This window comes from Streptomyces sp. NPDC029216 (assembly GCF_040648015.1).
GTDB lineage: Bacteria > Actinomycetota > Actinomycetes > Streptomycetales > Streptomycetaceae > Streptomyces.
The window spans coordinates 14568-30234 of the sequence record NZ_JBEZWL010000089.1; the positions used below are offsets into that span (position 1 = coordinate 14568).

Annotated in this window: 18 protein-coding genes; 6 read left to right on the plus strand and 12 right to left on the minus strand. The window is 72.2% G+C overall.

What is annotated here, in order from left to right; all coding sequences use genetic code 11:
* Nucleotides 1–32 precede the first annotated feature (32 nt).
* Both AB0F18_RS26765 and AB0F18_RS26770 read left to right on the plus strand, forming a co-directional pair.
* Nucleotides 33–539 (plus strand): carboxymuconolactone decarboxylase family protein, encoded by a 507-nt coding sequence (locus tag AB0F18_RS26765; protein WP_362064929.1) that lies wholly within the window; start codon nucleotides 33–35, stop codon nucleotides 537–539.
* Nucleotides 540–633: 94 nt separating this feature from the next.
* Nucleotides 634–906: a DUF1876 domain-containing protein gene (locus AB0F18_RS26770; RefSeq protein WP_362064931.1), complete on the plus strand. Its 273-nt coding sequence runs from the start codon at nucleotides 634–636 to the stop codon at nucleotides 904–906.
* Between the two features lie 18 nt (nucleotides 907–924).
* Here AB0F18_RS26770 and AB0F18_RS26775 read toward each other — a convergent pair whose 3' ends face one another.
* Nucleotides 925–1104, minus strand: coding sequence for a DUF397 domain-containing protein (locus tag AB0F18_RS26775; RefSeq protein WP_362064933.1), 180 nt, complete (start codon nucleotides 1102–1104; stop codon nucleotides 925–927).
* Nucleotides 1101–1925, minus strand: a complete 825-nt coding sequence (locus tag AB0F18_RS26780; protein ID WP_362064935.1) for a helix-turn-helix transcriptional regulator — start codon at nucleotides 1923–1925, stop codon at nucleotides 1101–1103. The genes AB0F18_RS26775 and AB0F18_RS26780 overlap by 4 nt, the downstream gene beginning before the upstream one ends.
* A 140-nt stretch (nucleotides 1926–2065) precedes the next feature.
* Here AB0F18_RS26780 and AB0F18_RS26785 point away from each other — a divergent pair, with 140 nt between their 5' ends.
* The 3 genes from AB0F18_RS26785 to AB0F18_RS26795 are packed head-to-tail and all read left to right on the plus strand — an operon-like array spanning nucleotide 2066 to nucleotide 5242.
* Entirely contained in the window at nucleotides 2066–2434 is a 369-nt protein-coding gene (locus AB0F18_RS26785; RefSeq protein WP_362064937.1) for an ATP-binding protein, read from the plus strand.
* Nucleotides 2435–2471: 37 nt separating this feature from the next.
* A complete protein-coding gene (locus AB0F18_RS26790; RefSeq protein WP_362064939.1) occupies nucleotides 2472–2834 on the plus strand; it encodes a hypothetical protein in 363 nt (120 codons plus the stop codon).
* Nucleotides 2831–5242 (plus strand): tetratricopeptide repeat protein, encoded by a 2412-nt coding sequence (locus AB0F18_RS26795; RefSeq protein WP_362064941.1) that lies wholly within the window; start codon nucleotides 2831–2833, stop codon nucleotides 5240–5242. Before AB0F18_RS26790 ends, AB0F18_RS26795 begins: the two co-directional genes overlap by 4 nt.
* A gap of 105 nt (nucleotides 5243–5347) precedes the next feature.
* Here the strand turns inward: AB0F18_RS26795 and AB0F18_RS26800 are convergent, their stop codons facing one another.
* From AB0F18_RS26800 to argS, 9 genes are all read right to left on the minus strand, one after another.
* Nucleotides 5348–6142, minus strand: coding sequence for a VOC family protein (locus AB0F18_RS26800; protein ID WP_362064958.1), 795 nt, complete (start codon nucleotides 6140–6142; stop codon nucleotides 5348–5350).
* Between the two features lie 168 nt (nucleotides 6143–6310).
* Nucleotides 6311–6760, minus strand: a complete 450-nt coding sequence (locus AB0F18_RS26805; RefSeq protein WP_362064943.1) for a hypothetical protein — start codon at nucleotides 6758–6760, stop codon at nucleotides 6311–6313.
* A complete protein-coding gene (locus tag AB0F18_RS26810; protein ID WP_362064945.1) occupies nucleotides 6757–7269 on the minus strand; it encodes an RNA polymerase sigma factor in 513 nt (170 codons plus the stop codon). The genes AB0F18_RS26805 and AB0F18_RS26810 overlap by 4 nt, the downstream gene beginning before the upstream one ends.
* Nucleotides 7266–7703 (minus strand): DUF3995 domain-containing protein, encoded by a 438-nt coding sequence (locus AB0F18_RS26815; protein WP_362064947.1) that lies wholly within the window; start codon nucleotides 7701–7703, stop codon nucleotides 7266–7268. Before AB0F18_RS26815 ends, AB0F18_RS26810 begins: the two co-directional genes overlap by 4 nt.
* A 95-nt stretch (nucleotides 7704–7798) precedes the next feature.
* A complete protein-coding gene (locus AB0F18_RS26820; protein ID WP_362064948.1) occupies nucleotides 7799–8299 on the minus strand; it encodes a hypothetical protein in 501 nt (166 codons plus the stop codon).
* Nucleotides 8296–8598 (minus strand): hypothetical protein, encoded by a 303-nt coding sequence (locus tag AB0F18_RS26825; protein ID WP_362064949.1) that lies wholly within the window; start codon nucleotides 8596–8598, stop codon nucleotides 8296–8298. The genes AB0F18_RS26820 and AB0F18_RS26825 overlap by 4 nt, the downstream gene beginning before the upstream one ends.
* A 49-nt stretch (nucleotides 8599–8647) precedes the next feature.
* Nucleotides 8648–9187, minus strand: a complete 540-nt coding sequence (locus tag AB0F18_RS26830) for a hypothetical protein (protein WP_362064951.1) — start codon at nucleotides 9185–9187, stop codon at nucleotides 8648–8650.
* Between the two features lie 72 nt (nucleotides 9188–9259).
* Nucleotides 9260–10804, minus strand: a complete 1545-nt coding sequence (locus AB0F18_RS26835; RefSeq protein WP_362064953.1) for an alkaline phosphatase — start codon at nucleotides 10802–10804, stop codon at nucleotides 9260–9262.
* 441 nt (nucleotides 10805–11245) lie between these two features.
* Nucleotides 11246–13018 (minus strand): arginine--tRNA ligase, encoded by a 1773-nt coding sequence (gene argS / locus AB0F18_RS26840; RefSeq protein WP_362064955.1) that lies wholly within the window; start codon nucleotides 13016–13018, stop codon nucleotides 11246–11248.
* A gap of 190 nt (nucleotides 13019–13208) precedes the next feature.
* Here argS and lysS point away from each other — a divergent pair, with 190 nt between their 5' ends.
* Nucleotides 13209–14972 (plus strand): lysine--tRNA ligase, encoded by a 1764-nt coding sequence (gene lysS / locus AB0F18_RS26845; RefSeq protein ID WP_362064957.1) that lies wholly within the window; start codon nucleotides 13209–13211, stop codon nucleotides 14970–14972.
* Nucleotides 14973–15046: 74 nt separating this feature from the next.
* Here lysS and AB0F18_RS26850 read toward each other — a convergent pair whose 3' ends face one another.
* Complete coding sequence (locus AB0F18_RS26850; protein WP_362064960.1) at nucleotides 15047–15577, minus strand: hypothetical protein; 531 nt, start codon at nucleotides 15575–15577, stop codon at nucleotides 15047–15049.
* Nucleotides 15578–15667 lie beyond the last annotated feature (90 nt).

A 15667-nucleotide genomic window follows, 5' to 3' on the forward strand; every position in this document is an offset into this window, starting at 1 on the left:
AGACGCCGACGCCGATGGAGAAGAGGCCGATCATGACCGAGACCCAGAACCCCGCCGCCCAGGAGCTGCGCTCGCGGATGTCCAACCCGATGCTGCTGCTGCCGGAGCTCGGTGCGGTGACGGGGGCCCTGTTCAAGGTGGTCGACAACGGCACGGTCCCGGCGTCGACCATGAGCCTGGTGCACCTGCGGGCCGGCCAGATCGTCGGCAACACGTACCTGACGATCATGCACACCGGGAACCTGCGCCGTGCGGGGGAGTCCGAGGAGCGCATCACCGCCGTCTCCTCGTGGCAGGACGCCCTCTGCTTCACGCCCGCCGAGCGGGCGGCGCTGGCGCTGGTCGAGGCCGTGCTGACCGCCCCGCCGGCGGGTGCGGAGCGGGTGTCGGACGAGCTCTTCGCGGAGGTGGCCGAGCACTTCGACGAGAAGGCCCTGGCCACGCTGGTCGTCGCCATCGGCCAGGTCAACTTCTTCATCCCGCTCGCCCTGGTCGGCAAGCCGCTGCCGGGCACGTCGGCGTCGAAGCAGTGGACCTGATCGCCTGACCCCCTGGCCCTCCGGGCCCCGGCCCGCCGTGCGGGGTCGCGGCCGCGGGTGCACGCTGGTATCAGCGGCCACGGAGGTGATCGCCATGAAGGATGCCGTCGGATGGCATGTCGACGTGGAGTTCCAGGAAGACCCGAAGCGTACGCGTGCGGCGGCCCTCGTCCGGCTACCGGACGGGAGCGAGATCCGCTCGCACGGCTACGCGAGCCGTCACCCCAGTGACGGTAATCAGCCCCGCGTGGGCGAGGAGATCGCGGCAGCCCGCGCACTCAACGATCTGAAGGAGCAGTTGCTCAGCAAGGCGCACAACGAGATCGACGACGCGTCGGGACGCACCTCGTACCCGATCACTCGCTGACCCGGGGCCCGGGCGGCGCTACCGGCTGACCCAGCCGGTCAGCGCCGCCCAGCTCGCGGGGGCGAGGCCGAGGGAGGGGCCGTCCGGGACCTTGGAGTCCCGGACGTGGATGGTGGCGGGGGTGGTGGCTACCTCGACGCACTGGCCGCCCTCGTCACCGCTGTAGCTGGACTTGAACCACTCCAATGTGGTGCTCATAGCTCTCCTAGCAAGCGGTCCAACAGGCCCTGTGTCTGCTCGGTGTTGAGGGCCTGAGTTCGCAGCATCGCATACTTCCGCGCAAGGATGCTGACCTCATCCAGGTCGGTGATGAGGTGACTGCCACGTTGGCTCTCCGTGTACCCGAAGTGCTGGTGATCCGGGGTTTCCAGGAGCGTGAACGGGCCGTTGAGGCCAGCGTGGACGGGTTGGTCAAGTGGCATCACCTGGATTGAAACATCCGGGAGTTCAGCGCACGCGAGCAGGTATCGCAGCAGCTCCTCGTGCACCTGGCGGCCGCCGATGTGGTGGCGGATGACGGGCTCCCAGATGACGAAGCTCAGGGTCGGGGCCGTCGCGCGGTGCAGTATTTTCTGGCGGTCCAACCGATCGGCCGTGAGTGCGTCGATCTTTTCCTGGTGGTAGGCCGGTACGCGGCAGGCGAAGACGGCCCGGGCGTAGCACTCGGGCTGGAGCAGACCAGGGATGACCTGGTTGTCGTACCAGGACAGCGCGATGGCCCGTTTCTCCAGCTCCATGTATTCCTCCGCCCAAGGCGGGATCCCATCCACGGCAGGCATCTCGTTGGCCGCGACGGTCAGCGTGCCTGGCAAGCCCAGATGGAGGTCCAGCAGTTCGGCGACGTGCGGCATGAGCGCTCGCCGTCCCTGCTCGATCGAACCGATGCTCTCCTCGTCGACCTTGATCAGGTCGGCGAGCTGCTTCTGGGTCAGGTTCTTGGCGACCCTCGCGGCGGCTACCTGCCTGCCGACCATCTTCATCGTCGTCGCATTGGGCCGCGGGCGCTTCTTAGGTGGCATGGCGATGAACTCCCCGCCTTCGGACGTGGAATATCCGCTGCCCGCCCGTACTCGTTGCAGAGTACGGGTGGGCTCACTGTCACAAGCTAGTCACTCCGCGCGACGCTCGTCCCGTGAACCTAAATACTCAACCTGGCCTGATGCGCGAGCGGTTGTTCCCCCGGGCCTTCCAAACCGTCTCCTCGGCGCGGGACTTCGCGCGGGAGACGCTCGCCGCATGGGACGTCCCCGACCGGCGGGACGACGTCGTGCTCTGCGTCAGCGAGCTCGCCACCAACGCCCTGCGGTACGGCGTGCCGCGCGGCCGCTCGTACCGGGTGCGGCTGCTCAACTTCGGGTGCTGCCTGCGCGTCGAGGTGCACGACAGCGGGCCCGGGCGGTCGCGGATCCTGGGGCGGCCGCCCGGGACCGGGCTGCGGATCGTGGAGGAGGTCTCCGATCTGTGGGGAGTGCTGCCCCGGTCGCCCGGGAAGGTCGTATGGGCCGAATTCCGCAGCCCCGACTGCTAGCTTCGGCCGGGAGCGGAGTTTCCGTCGAGGGGGGCCGATGTCGCGTCCGTTGCGGTGGGTTGTGGTCGTCGTGGGCACGGGGGTCGTGTTCCTCATCTGCTTCCGGCTCGGAACCTGGGACCCCCTTGGCTGGTTCCCCGACAAGGACTCCGACCGGGTGTCCGCCGCCGCGGGCTTCGGCGGGGCCATGGCGGCCGTGGCCGCGCTGGTCGGTGGCTGGTGGGCGGGTGGCGACGCGGGCGGTGGGAACTCCGTACGGCAGCGGGCCCGCGCGTCCGGGACCTCGCGGATCACCCAGGAAGGCGGGGCCGCCACGCCCGGGCGGGTGGCCCAGCAGGCCCGCGCCGACGGGGACTCCGAGGTCCGGCAGACCGGCGGCGGAGCCGCAGAGCCCGAGTGAGCGGCAAGCAGGGGGCCCGGGCCGAGGGGGCCGCGCGGATCACGCAGATCGGCGGTGACCACGTCACGTACGCCGCCGGGGCCGGCCCCGCACCCCGGGCCACGCTCGGGCTGCCCGACGCACCCGCCGTGCTGGTCGGGCGGGAGGGGCCGGCCGGGGAACTCGTGGCGCTGCTGGCCGAGGGCGGGCCGGCGGTGACGGTGGTGGCCGGGCTGGCCGGGGTCGGCAAGAGCGCGCTGGCCGTGGCGACGGCCCACCGGGCGGTGGAGCTGGGGTGGTTCGGGGACCGGGTGGTCTTCCTGCCCCTGCGCGGCTACGCCCCCGGTGGCGGGGTGGGCGGGCCGGACGCCGTCCAGGAGGTGCTGCGGCACCTGGGGATCCGGGACACCGACATGCCGGAGTCCCCGGAGGGGCGGGTGGCGCTGTACCGGGCGCGACTGGCGGCGTACGCCCGGGGCGGACAGCGAGTGCTGGTCGTCGCCGATGACGCGGGGTCGGTGGAGCAGGTCCGGGACCTGGTCCCGGCCCAGGGTGCGCACCGGCTGCTGGTGACCTCCCGGCACCGGCTGGTCGCCCCCGGGTTCGAGGCGCGGCTGCTGCCGCTGGACGAGCTGGGGGAGGAGGCGGCCGCCGAGCTGCTGGCCGGGGCGGTGCGCAGGGTGTGGCCCGACGACCCCCGGGCGGGCCGGGATCCGGAGGCGCTGGCGGAGGTGGCGCGGCGCTGCGGGCGGCTGCCGCTGGCGCTGACGGTGGCGGGGGCGCTGCTGGCGGGGGATCCGGGGCTGGCGGTTGGGGAGCTGGCGGAGCGGCTGGGGGACGCGCGGACGCGGCTGGCCCGGCTGGAGATGGACGCGGGGGTGCGGGCTGCGTTCGACCTCTCATACGCGCGGCTGCCGCAGGACCAGGCCCGGCTGTTCCGGCTGCTGACGGTGAACCCGGGGCCGGACTGCTCCACGGTGCAGGCCGGGCTGATCACGGCGGAGCCGCCCGAGTCCCTGAGGCCCGCGCTGGCGGCGCTCGTACGGGCCAGCCTGCTGGCGGAGGAGCCGGTCGGGTCGGGGCGCTGGCGGATGCACGACCTGGTCCGGCTGTACGCGCGGGAGCGGGGGGAGGAACGGGCGGAGGAGGACGGGCGGGAGGGGGCCGTCGAGGCGTTCCTGGAGGGGCTGGCGGGGCTCGCGAAGGCGGCCGAGGAGGCCTTGGGGGAGAACCTGCCGGTGGAAACGGGGATTGATCTTCCGGCCTTGGCGCGGGCGTGTGAGTGGTTTGTGGCGGAGCGGGCCGTACTGCTTGCCGCCGCCAATCTGGCGATCAAGGTCGACAGGTTGGATACGGCACTGGCACTGACCACCCGTCCGCAGTCCTACCTGTTTCTGTACGAGTACCAGCCGGACGCGATCGCCATCGCTCTCCGAAAGTTCTCCGTGGATCAACAGGGCGCTTGGAGCCGCGTGTTCGCGGACCTGCGGCTCATGCTGGCCGGCCCGCTCGCTTCGCTGGAGGAGCCGGCCGAAGCGGCCAGCCATTTGGCAGCCTGTCTTGCCGTGTACCGGGAGGGCGGCGATCGGGAGGGAGAGGGCATGGTGCTGAACCTCCTGGGGAGGCAGCACCTGCACGCGAAACGCTTCGAGGAGGCGAGACGGGCACACGAGGCGGCACTGGAGATCTTCCGCGAGCTGGGCTTGCGGGCCAGGGAAGCCCACGTCCTGGTGGATCTGGCCGGTGACCTGGAGGGTCTGGGGCTCCAGTGTGAGGCCCTCGTCGCGTGCCGGCGCGCCTTCGCACTCCTGGAGGAGGCTGGTGACCGCCACCGGTCGGCCATGGCGCTGGCCGTGCTCGGGCGCGCCCTGTGGCGTGTCGGCCTCCAGGAGGAGTCCCTGGAAGTGCAGACGCGCGCCGTTGACAGCCTGATGGCTCTGGGTCATCAGGTGAGGGCGGCCAGAGCGCTCAGCACGCTGGCGAAGTCGCTGGTTGAGGTCGGGAGGCTGGAGGAGGCGCACGCCCGTCTGACCGTGGCCGTGAACTACATGGCGGAGGTCGGTTATTCGGCGAGGGAGGGCGTGTTCCTGCTGGATTTGGCTACCGTCTGCCTGTCTCTCGGACGGCTGGTGGAGGCGAAGACGGCGTGGGAACGGGGCTGCGCGATCTTCGCCGGTACGGGCGAGCGGGCGGCCGAGGCCGTGGCGTGGGACGGACTGTGCACGACTCTCCACTGGATGGGGGATCCCGCAGGGGCCGTCAAGGCGCTCGAACGGACGATCGGGCTCTACGTCGAAGCCGGCGATGCCAAGCGGGAGGCGGAGTGCCGGGTGCGCATCGCCGGGCTACAGGTCGAGGCGGCCCGCGCGAGCGCCTGGTGGCGGCGCCTCGCCGGCCGCCTCCGCGCTACCCGCCGGGAGCCGGCCTAGCGCCGCCGCCCCCGCCTCGGCGGGTCAGCGCCGAGGCGCGGGGCGTCGTACGCGCCGCCGCCCGCCGGGAGGCCGGGGCGCGCGCCGTTGCCCACAGGCTGGGGATTACGGAGTCACCGCCGCCTTCTCCTTGATGACGGAGAACCCGCCGCCCTGCGGGTCGGCGAGGACGGCCATGCGGCCGGCCGGCATGTCGAAGGCGGGGGCGAGGACGGTGGCGCCCCCGCGGACGGCGGCGGCCTGGATCTCGTCCACGTCGTCGACCTTGAAGTACGGCATCCAGTGCGGGGGCACGCCGGGCGGCAGGTTGGACATGTCCATCATCCCGGCGACGCCGCGCCCGCCGACCTTGAACTCCGTGTAGCCCTCGGCGCCTTCGAGGGTGGTGGCCTCGGGGCTGATGGGGAGGATGGCCGAGTAGAAGGCGGCGGCCCGGTCGGTGTCGGGGGTGGTCAGCTCGTTCCAGATGAGCGCGCCGTGCTCGTTGACGATGCCGGCGCCGTAGAAGGTGCCGGGCTCCCAGAGGCCGAAGACGGCGCCGGTGGGGTCCTTGACGACGGCCATGCGGCCGATGTCGGTGATGTCGGTGGCGTCCATCATGACGGAGGCGCCGGCGTCGGTGGCGGCCTTGAGGGTGGAGTCGACGCTGTCCGTGGCGAGGTACGTGGTCCACACGGTGGGCGGCATCGGGTCGGGGGTCGAGCCGTCCGGGTTCATCGCCTTCATGATGCCGGCGACGGGCTTGCCCTTGAGGTGGCAGACGGAGTAGCCGCCGGTTTCGGCGGGGCCGATTTCGCCCTGCCAGCCGAAGAGGTCGCAGTAGAAGTCGAGGGCGGCCTGCTGGTCGGGGACCATGAGGTCGATCCAGCAGGGGGTGCCGGGCTTGTAGGGGCCGTTCATGTCGGGCACGGAGGCCTCCGGGGTGGGGCGGGGGTGGACGGGCCGTCCCCTACCCGGCCCTGCGGGGCGGAACCGGGCCGTACGGGTGAAGCGGGTGCCGCTGCGCGGAGCCGTGTCCCCGCCCCGCCCTTCACCCGTTCTCTGGGGCTCCGCCCCAGACCCCGCGCCTCAAACGCCGGCGGGGCTGGATTTTGCCGCTGCGCGCGAGGCCAGGCGGTGGGCGGCCTCCGTGAGTTCTGGTTCGGTGCCGAAAGGGAGGACCGCCGCGCGGGTGGGGATGCGGACTCCGCCCGTCAGGGCGATGTGGGTGCCCGTCGGGGTGGGGGTGGCGGCCAGGCCGATCAGGAGGAAGCGGCTCTGGAGCCAGCACCAGCCCGGCCGCCGGAAGCCCCGCAGGTGGGCGCGGAAGCCGTACTTGCTGCGGGCCAGGAGTTCGACCCGGTCGCCGTCGGTGAGGAGGAGGCGGGTGTGCTGGAGGTCGGGGAGGAAGTCCAGGGAGGACATGACCGGCCAGACCTCCTCGAAGGGGGCCGGGAGCGTCCGTTCCACGACCTTCGCCCCGCGCACCCCGGCCGCCATGATCCGCAGGCGGCGGACGTCGTCGATCTCGTGCGTCATGCGGACCACGCCTTTCGAAAGCTGGAACGGGCCCGGTGCAGCCGGGACTTGGCGGTGCCGGGCGGGACGCCGAGGACGGCCGCGGCGGCCTCCTCGTCCAGACCCTCCACGTCCCGCAGGACGAGCACCGCCCGGTGGGCGGGGGAGAGGCGGGCCAGGACGTCGTCGATGTCGGAGGCCAGGTGGGGATCGCCCTTGGCCGGGACGTCGGTGAGATCGGGCGTGGGGCGGACGCGGGCGGCCCGCTGGGCCGTGCGGACGGCCTCGCGGACCGCGATGGCCCGCACCCACCCGTACAGCGCCTCGGGGTCGCGCAGCGAGCGCAGGGCGGTGAAGACGGCCAGCAGCGCCTCCTGGGCGGCGTCCGGGCCGTCCGCGAGGGCGATGGGCGTGCAGATCCGGGTGACGTACGGGGTGAGGTGGTCGAGGAGCTCGTGCAGCGCGAGGGTGTTCCCGGCGCGGGCCGCACGGGCGAGGGCGATGCCGCGTTCGCGGTCGGCCGGGGTCATCTGGCGCGCGCCAGCCGCGCGGCCGCCCAGCCGAAGCCGAGGCAGGCGGGCGTGTACACGGCGAGGTTGAGGGTGTGGAAGGGGCTGCCGGCCGGGCTGTCGAGGAGCCCGGCGGCCCAGCCCAGGCCCGCGAGGCCCCGTACGGCCAGGCCCGCGGCCACCGCGGCGGTGACGGCCCGGGTGGCCCGGCCGCCGCGGCCGCGGGAGTGCGCGAGGACGGCGGCGCCGGCGCTCAGCGTGAGCGCGGCCAGTGGCAGCACCACGGGTGGGCCGAAGGACACCTCCGTGCCGAGCACGGCCAGGGACAGGGCCCGTTCGTCGGCGGCGGGCCAGGTGGCGCCGGTGGCCCAGTACAGGTGCGCCAGCCCGTCGGCGGCGAGCAGCGCCGCCAGCGCGGTTCCGGTCCTGCGTCGTGTGGTGTCGTCCGTGCGCATGTGTGGTCCCCCTTGGTGTGTGCGTTGCCGACACACCGAGGAGGCGGCGGCCCGGGGGAACGTTCCCTGTGACTCACGTCACGGACGGGCGGGGCTCAGTGCAGGACGCGCTTGCCCGCCAGGAAGGCGGCGAGGTCGCCGACGGCGAGTACGCGGATCGACTCGGCCGCGCCGGGGAGGGCGTCCCGGTAGGCGGTGATGTCGCGCGGGTCGGAGGTGACGAGGACGGCCTCCGGGTGGCGGGCGGCGATGACCACGGCCAGCGCGCCGACCGCGTCCGGGCGCTTCTCGGGAGGGATCGCGGCGTCGGCCAGGAGGCGGCCCGCGCGCTTGGCGTCGTCCTCGGCGTGACCCGCCTGGCACACGCCGCACGACGGCGGGGCCGAGGCGTGCACCCCGAAGACCACGCACTGCGGCACCGCACGGGTCAGTGGCGTCCACCGGCCGGGGCGCCATGCCTGTGCCAGCACGGGCAGCGGAACGACCGGGGGATGGCCCCGCTCGGTGAGGACACGGTGCAGGAGTCCCGCCGACCGGTCACCGCGCTCCAGCGCGATCAGCATCCCGGTGTCGTACACGAAGACGGGATTGCTCACGCGGCGGAGTCCCGGGTGTCGGGGGCGAGCGCCTGTGCGATGCCCGTCCGTGCGGCCGCGAGTTCCGCGTCGTCGAAGCCGTCGTCCCGGCCCGCCGGTGCGGCCATGGCCTCGGTGGCCGCGATGTCGGCGTCGATCTCCGCGAAGCGCCGGGCGACGATGAGGTCCTCGTCGATCTGGCGGAGCACGGCCGCCGTGACGTAGGCGGAGACGTCGAGGCCCATGGCATCGGCGTGCTCCTTGACTCTCGCGCGCAGCGCGGCGTCCATGCTGATGCTGAACCGCTCCCTGGGGGCCATGGAATGAACGTAGCACGGCGTGTTACGCCGCAGTGGGGTTCTGTGGCGGCTACTCGTTCACCAGGACCGGGATCGTCAGGACCGCGCTCGCCGGGGTGCCGGTGAGGTGGTCGGCGGGGACGGTGAAGTCGATGCCGTCGCCGGCCGCGCGGGGGCCGTCGTGGTGTTCCTGGGCGTGCGCGTCCTCGCCCTCCTCCTGGTAGCGGAAGGTGCCGGTGCCCAGGAGGCGGCCCTGTGCGTCGTAGTAGGCGGCGGTGATCTCCAGGGCCAGGGTGTCGCTGACGTCCGAGCCGATGGCGATGTGCCCGGTGACGGACGGGGTCCCGGTCAGGCGCAGGTCCGTCAGCTTCACACGGTCCGTGAACGGGCCCTGCTCGGTGCGGACTTCGCCCGCCGCCGGGGCCGGGGTCAGGACGGCCGCCGGGGAGGGCGCGCTGCGCGGGGCGGGCAGGGCCACCGGGGCGGCGGCCGGGACCGGGTCCTGGGCCGCCGGCTGGTCGCCGGCGCCCGAGCAGCCCGTGGCGAGCGCGAACAGGGCGGCGACGGCCGTGGCGGCGGCAGCGGCGCGGGGGAGGTACGTCAGCGACATCGGGAGTGCTCCTGGGGGAAAGACGGCGGCCGGGGCCGGGGGAGTGCGCCCCCGGCCCCGGCCGACCGGGGATCAGTGCTGCTGCGGAGAGCGGCCGAACAGCGAGCGGTACATCTTGCCGTACAGCTCGGTGTTGATCTGGCTGGCGGCGAAGGCGCTGCCGCCCGGGCCGTAGGCGTAGATCGGCACGTCGGCGCCGGTGTGGTTGCCGGACAGGTAGGTCAGCCACAGGCTGGCCTCGGGGCTGCCGTCCTTGACGCCCGCCGGGTCGTCGGGGGTGCGGAAGGTGGCCGGGGCGAAGTTCTTCGTGTCACCGGAGCCCGCGCCGTTCACGATGCCGCTGGAGCGGACCGGGTCCTTGGCGCCCGACGAGAAACGCGAAGGGGCGCCGTTGTTCGCCGGGTTGCCGGCGTCCACGTTGGCCGGGGGCGCGACGGCCTCGGCGTTGGTGTAGGTGCCCTTCTCGATGATGTTGAAGCCGGCGCACTCGTGGTCCGCCGTGACGATCACGAGGGTGTGGCCGTCCTTCTTCGCGAACTCGTACGCGGCCTTGACCGCGTCGTCGAACGCCTTGATCTCGTCGAGGGTCTGCGCGGCGTCGTTCGCGTGCGAACGCTTGTCGATCTGGGCGCCCTCGACCTGGAGGAAGAAGCCCTTCTTCGGCTTGCCCCGGTCGTACGAGCCGCCCTTGCGGTCGGTCAGCAGCTGGATCGACTTGCGGGTCATGTCCGCGAGCGTCGGCTCCTGCTTCTGCGGGGCGTCCGCCGGCAGGGCCGCCTTGCTGTGCTCCACGGTCAGGTTGCCGCGGTTGAACAGGCCGATGACCTTCTTGCCGTTGGCCTTGTCCAGGTCGGACTTGGTGGCGACCTGCTGGCTGGCGGCCGTCTGCGCGGGCAGCTTCGGGTCGCCGAAGCTGCCGAGGACCTGGTAGCCCTGGGCCTGGAGGGCCTTCTGGTCGTCCGGCTCGAAGCGGGCCAGGCCGCCGCCGAGGATGACGTCGGCGGTGCCGTTGCGGGCGATCTGCTCGGCGATCGGCGTGATCAGCGTCTTGTCGGCCGGGGCCGCCTCGTAGCTGCCGTCGTCCTTCTTCGGCAGGCACGCGGCGTCGGAGTAGACCGGGCCCTGGCAGCCGCGCAGCAGCGCGTGGCTGAACTGGGCGGCCGGGGTGGCGTCGGTGACCTCGGCGGTGGAGACGTTGCCCGTGGCGAAGCCGGCCGCGTGGGCCTGCTCCATCAGCGTGCCGGTCTTCTTCTCGTACGCGTCCACGCCGATGGCCGCGTTGTACGTCTTCACACCCGAGGCCCAGGCGGTCGCGGAGCTGGCCGAGTCGGTGACCAGGGCCGGCTTCGCGCTGTTCTTCTCCACGGCGTAGGTGGCGACCGCGCCCGTGTGGGGGAGGGTCTCCATGGTGAGCTTGCCGCCGGCGCCCATGAACCGGTCGCGCGCGGCCGTCACGTGGGTGCGGCCCATTCCGTCACCGAGCAGGTAGATGACGTTCCGGATGTCCTGGCGCGAGTCGCTCTGCTGGGGCGCGGAGTTCGCGGTGACGGCGGAGCCGGCGGCCACGGCGCTGGCGATGGCCAGGACGGTGAGCGTCTTCAGCGGTCTGCGGCGCATGTGCGGGAGATCCCCCTCGGGTGTTCGGCACGATCGGGCCGACCGTATGAGGGCTGTGTGAACGGGTGGCTACCGCCGGGTAGTCCCCGGCCGAACAGGGAGGGCATGACGGGACACCGTCATGCGGGGCGGGGGCAGGCCGGGGGCGCCGTCGTGCCGGAGACGCCGGCCGCGCCGAGCCCTGTTCCGCTCAGGACACTCGCCGGCTCCAGGGCACGCAGCCGGTGGCGGATGCGGGCAGCCGCGTCCAGGAGGCCACGGGCCGCCTCGGCTTCCGTGGCTTCGGCGGCACGGGCTCGGGCATCGGCGGTACGGATCCACCCGGCGCAGGCGTCGCGGTCGTCATGCCCGGCGCCTCCTCGGATCGGACGCCTCACACGATAGAACGCGGCGACCCCCGGCGCGGGGTGGTTGCGCCGGGGGTCGCCGTCGGGCGGTGCGTCAGAGCTTCTCGGGGGTCCGGATGCCCAGGAGGGACATGCCCTTGTTCAGGGTGCGGGCGGTCAGCTCGCACAGGAACAGGCGGTTCTCGGCGACGACGAGCTCCGGCTCCGGCTTGATCACCGGGCACTGGTCGTAGAACGTCGTGAACAGCGAGGACAGCTGGTACAGGTACGCCGCCACCTTGTGCGGCGCGTACTCCTCGGCCGCCTCCGCGATCAGCGCGCCGAACCCGTCCAGGTGCAGGCCCAGCGCCCGCTCGGCCGGGGCCAGCTCCAGCTCCGGGTGCGCGGCCGGCTGACGCTCGCCCGCCTTGCGCAGGATCGAGCGGATACGGGCGTACGCGTACTGGAGGTAGACGGAGGTGTCGCCGTTCAGCGAGACCATCTGGTCCAGGTCGAACTTGTAGTCGCGGGACGCGGACGTCGACAGGTCGGCGTACTTCACCGCGCCGATGCCCACGTACTGGCCGTTCTCGACGATCTCCGCCTCGGTCAGGCCCACCTTCTCGGCCTTCTCCCGCACGACGGCCGTCGCCCGCTCCACCGCCTCGTCGAGCAGGTCCACCAGCCGGACCGTCTCGCCCTCACGGGTCTTGAACGGCTTGCCGTCCTTGCCGAGGACCGTACCGAACGCCAGCTGCACGGCCTTGACCTCGTCGTTCAGCCAGCCGGCGCGGCGGGCCGTCTCGAAGACCATCTTGAAGTGCAGCCCCTGACGGGCGTCCACCACGTAGATCAGCGTGTCGGCCTTCAGGTTGCCCACGCGGTCGCGGATCGCCGACAGGTCGGTCGCGGCGTAGCCGAAGCCGCCGTCCGACTTCTGCACGATCAGCGGGGTCGGGTTGCCGTCCGGGCCCTTGTACTCGTCGAAGAACACGCACAGCGCGCCGTTGGAACGGACGGCCACGCCCGAGTCCTCCAGCAGCTCGCAGGTCTCCGCCAGCATGTCGTTGTAGCCGGACTCGCCGACCACGTCCGGGTCCTGGATGTCCATGTCCAGCTTGTTGAAGACCGAGTAGAAGTAGATCTTCGACTCGTCCACGAACCGCTGCCAGAGGGCGAGGGTCTCCTCGTCGCCCGCCTGGAGGTCCACCACCCGCGCCCGGGCCCGCGTCTTGAACTCCTCGTCGGAGTCGAACAGCGCGCGCGAGGCCTTGTACAGGCGGTTGAGGTTCGACATGGCCTCCTCGCCGGAGGCCTCGCCCTCGCCGCCCTTGTGGTCCAGCTCGTGCGGGTGCTCCAGCAGGTACTGGATCAGCATGCCGAACTGGGTGCCCCAGTCGCCGATGTGGTGGCGGCGCACGACCTTCTCGCCCGTGAACTCCAGGATCTCCACCATCGCCGCGCCGATCACGGCCGAACGCAGGTGGCCGACGTGCATCTCCTTGGCCACGTTCGGCTGCGCGTAGTCGATCACCGTGGTGCCGGCGGACGGGGACACCGGCACGCCGAGGCGGTCGTCGGCGGCGCGCGCCGCGAGGGTCTTGATGATCGCCTCGTCCGAGACGGTGATGTTGAGGAAGCCGGGGCCCGAGACCTCGATCTCCTTGATCAGGTCACCCGTCGGGATGCCCTCGACCACGGTCGTCGCCAGCTCGCGCGGGTTGGCCTTGGCCTTCTTCGCGAGCGCCAGGATGCCGTTGGCCTGGAAGTCGGCCCGGTCGCTTCGTCGCAGCAGCGGGTCGGCCGCACCGGCCTCCGGCAGGGCGGAGACGAGGGCGTCCGAGAGGCGCTGTTCGACGGAGGAAGCGAGGGAAGGGACCGAGGCCATGAGCTGCCATTCCTGTGAGGTTGTGCCCGAGCGTGTACTTGGGTGTTCCGACAAGTGCCGAGTATCCCACGCGGAGCCCGCCCGCTTCTCGGCATATCGGCGGCGTATCACCAGACGGAAGCAACCCCGGAGCGCCCCCTTCCGTCTGGGAGAATGGCCGAAGCCAGCATTCGAGATAGAAGGACGTGTCGTGGCTCAGAGCGCGCAGAGCAGCACAGAGACCGACTGGGTCTCCCGTTTCGCGGACGAGGTCATCGCCGAGGCGGAGCGCCGAGCCCCCGGCGCGAAAACATCAGTCGCTACCGCTCCGGTCATCGTCGTCGCGTCCGGCCTCTCCCCGTCGGGCCCGATCCACCTGGGCAACCTCCGCGAGGTCATGACCCCGCACCTGGTCGCGGACGAGATCCGCCGCCGGGGTTATGAGGTCCGCCACCTCATCTCCTGGGACGACTACGACCGCTACCGCAAGGTCCCCAAGGGCATCCCCGGCGTCACCGAGGAGTCCCACGCCCAGCACATCGGCCGCCCGCTGACCTCCGTGCCCGCCCCCGAGGGCTCCTCGTACCCGAACTGGGCCGAACACTTCAAGGCCGCCATGGTCGCCTCCCTGGCCGAGCTGGGCGTCGAGTACGACCCCATCAGCCAGACCGAGCAGTACACCTCCGGCGCCTACCGCGACCAGGTCCTGTTCGCGATGAAGCACCGCGCCGACATCGACGCCGTCCTCGACCAGTACCGCACCAAGCAGAAGCCGGGCGGCAAGAAGCCCCAGCAGAAGCAGGTCGACGAGGCCGAGCTGGAGGCCGCCGAGGGCTCCGGCGCGGCCGCCGAGGACGACGGCAGCACCGCCGGCGCCGAGTACTTCCCGTACAAGCCCTACTGCGGCGCGTGCGACAAGGACTTCACCCAGGTCACCGCGTACGACGACGAGACCACCGAACTGACCTACGTCTGCACCGAGGACCAGTTCACCGAGACCGTCAAGCTGTCCGAGTTCAACCGCGGCAAGCTGGTCTGGAAGGTCGACTGGCCCATGCGCTGGGCCTACGAGGGCGTCGTCTTCGAGCCCTCCGGCGTCGACCACTCCTCCCCGGGCTCCTCCTTCCAGGTCGGCGGCCAGATCGTCGGCCTCTTCGGCGGCGAGCAGCCCATCGGCCCGATGTACGCCTTCGTCGGCATCAGCGGCATGGCCAAGATGTCCTCCAGCAAGGGCGGCGTCCCCACCCCGGCCGACGCGCTGAAGATCATGGAGCCGCAGCTGCTGCGCTGGCTGTACGCGCGCCGCCGCCCCAACCAGTCCTTCAAGATCGCCTTCGACCAGGAGATCCAGCGCCTCTACGACGAGTGGGACAAGCTGGAGGGCAAGGTCGCCGACGGCTCCGTGCTGCCGGCCGACGCCGCCGCGTACGCGCGCGCGGTCCGCGTGGCCTCGCACGAGCTGCCCCGCACCCCCCGCCCGATGCCGTACCGCACCCTCGCGTCGGTCGTCGACATCACCGCCGGGCACGACGAGCAGACCCTGCGCATCCTCTCCGACCTGGACCCGTCGCAGCCGCTGACCTCCCTCGACGAGGTCCGCCCGCGCCTGGACCGCGCCGAGAACTGGATCACCACCCAGGTCCCGGCCGACCAGCGCACCCTCGTCCGCGAGGAGCCCGACACCGAGCTGCTGTCCTCCCTCGACGAGGAGGGCCGCCGCTCCCTGGCCATGCTGCTGGAGGGCCTCGACACCCACTGGTCGCTGGACGGGCTCACCACCCTCGTCTACGGCGTGCCCAAGGTCATGGCCGGGCTGGAGCCCGACGCCAAGCCCACGCCCGAGCTCAAGGTCGCCCAGCGCGAGTTCTTCGCCCTGCTCTACCGCCTCCTCGTGACCCGCGAGACCGGCCCGCGCCTGCCCACCCTGCTCCTCGCCGTCGGGGCGGACCGGGTGCGCAAGCTGCTCGCCGTCTGACCCGAGGGGTAAACGGAAGGGCCCGCCTCCCCGGATCACCGGGGGTGCGGGCCCTTCCGCGTACGCGGCACCGGCTACGCGATGTGCTCGTTCTCCAGGTCGCGCTGGTAGCGCTGCTTGAGCTCGGGCATCAGCCGCTTGAGGGTGGACGCGCTGCGCGGGTGGGTGATCCCGAGACGGTCCGAGAGGTGTATGTCCAGCTGCTCCGGGTTCGGGAACTGGGAGAACTCGTCGATGTACGCCCGGAACACCTCGTAGGCGGCCTCGGCGAACTTCTCCTCGTCGACGGAACCGGCTTCGTCCGCCGGCGCCTGCGCGTCCCGTTCCGCCTCCGGCAGCCGGTCCTGCTCCGGGCCGGCCGGGGGCATCACCGGAGTCGGCTCCAGACCCTCGACGTACTGCGGGTTGTAGCCGCCCTCGTACATCGCCTGGGGAGCCCTCGGCCCGGCGAACCAGGCGCTGTCGTGGGCGGCCGGCATGGCCTCCGGGGCCACCGCGAACGGGAGCGGCGCCTGGGCCAGCTTCGCCTGCCCCAGCCGGGCCGCCGCCCGGTCCAGCCCCTCCCACTGCTCCGGAACCTCAGGCCCCTCCGGAACCTCAGGCACCGAGCTCGCCGCCCTGATCCACCCCGACGACCTCGGCCGCGTGGTCCACGAGGTCCGCCGCTTCCTGGCCGCCCCGCCCGCCGAGGAGCC

Bases quoted from the DNA above. Each gene is read 5' to 3' on its own strand.
- AB0F18_RS26805 (WP_362064943.1), bottom strand. From the start codon at position 6,760: ATGACGCACGAGATCGACGACGTCCGCCGCCTGCGGATCATGGCGGCC.
- AB0F18_RS26780 (WP_362064935.1), bottom strand. From the start codon at position 1,925: ATGCCACCTAAGAAGCGCCCGCGGCCCAATGCGACGACGATGAAGATG.
- AB0F18_RS26830 (WP_362064951.1), bottom strand. From the start codon at position 9,187: ATGTCGCTGACGTACCTCCCCCGCGCCGCTGCCGCCGCCACGGCCGTC.
- AB0F18_RS26785 (WP_362064937.1), top strand. From the start codon at position 2,066: ATGCGCGAGCGGTTGTTCCCCCGGGCCTTCCAAACCGTCTCCTCGGCG.
- AB0F18_RS26790 (WP_362064939.1), top strand. From the start codon at position 2,472: ATGTCGCGTCCGTTGCGGTGGGTTGTGGTCGTCGTGGGCACGGGGGTC.
- AB0F18_RS26810 (WP_362064945.1), bottom strand. From the start codon at position 7,269: ATGACCCCGGCCGACCGCGAACGCGGCATCGCCCTCGCCCGTGCGGCC.
- AB0F18_RS26815 (WP_362064947.1), bottom strand. From the start codon at position 7,703: ATGCGCACGGACGACACCACACGACGCAGGACCGGAACCGCGCTGGCG.
- AB0F18_RS26775 (WP_362064933.1), bottom strand. From the start codon at position 1,104: ATGAGCACCACATTGGAGTGGTTCAAGTCCAGCTACAGCGGTGACGAG.
- argS (WP_362064955.1), bottom strand. From the start codon at position 13,018: ATGGCCTCGGTCCCTTCCCTCGCTTCCTCCGTCGAACAGCGCCTCTCG.
- AB0F18_RS26825 (WP_362064949.1), bottom strand. From the start codon at position 8,598: ATGGCCCCCAGGGAGCGGTTCAGCATCAGCATGGACGCCGCGCTGCGC.
- AB0F18_RS26835 (WP_362064953.1), bottom strand. From the start codon at position 10,804: ATGCGCCGCAGACCGCTGAAGACGCTCACCGTCCTGGCCATCGCCAGC.
- AB0F18_RS26770 (WP_362064931.1), top strand. From the start codon at position 634: ATGAAGGATGCCGTCGGATGGCATGTCGACGTGGAGTTCCAGGAAGAC.
- AB0F18_RS26800 (WP_362064958.1), bottom strand. From the start codon at position 6,142: ATGAACGGCCCCTACAAGCCCGGCACCCCCTGCTGGATCGACCTCATG.
- AB0F18_RS26765 (WP_362064929.1), top strand. From the start codon at position 33: ATGACCGAGACCCAGAACCCCGCCGCCCAGGAGCTGCGCTCGCGGATG.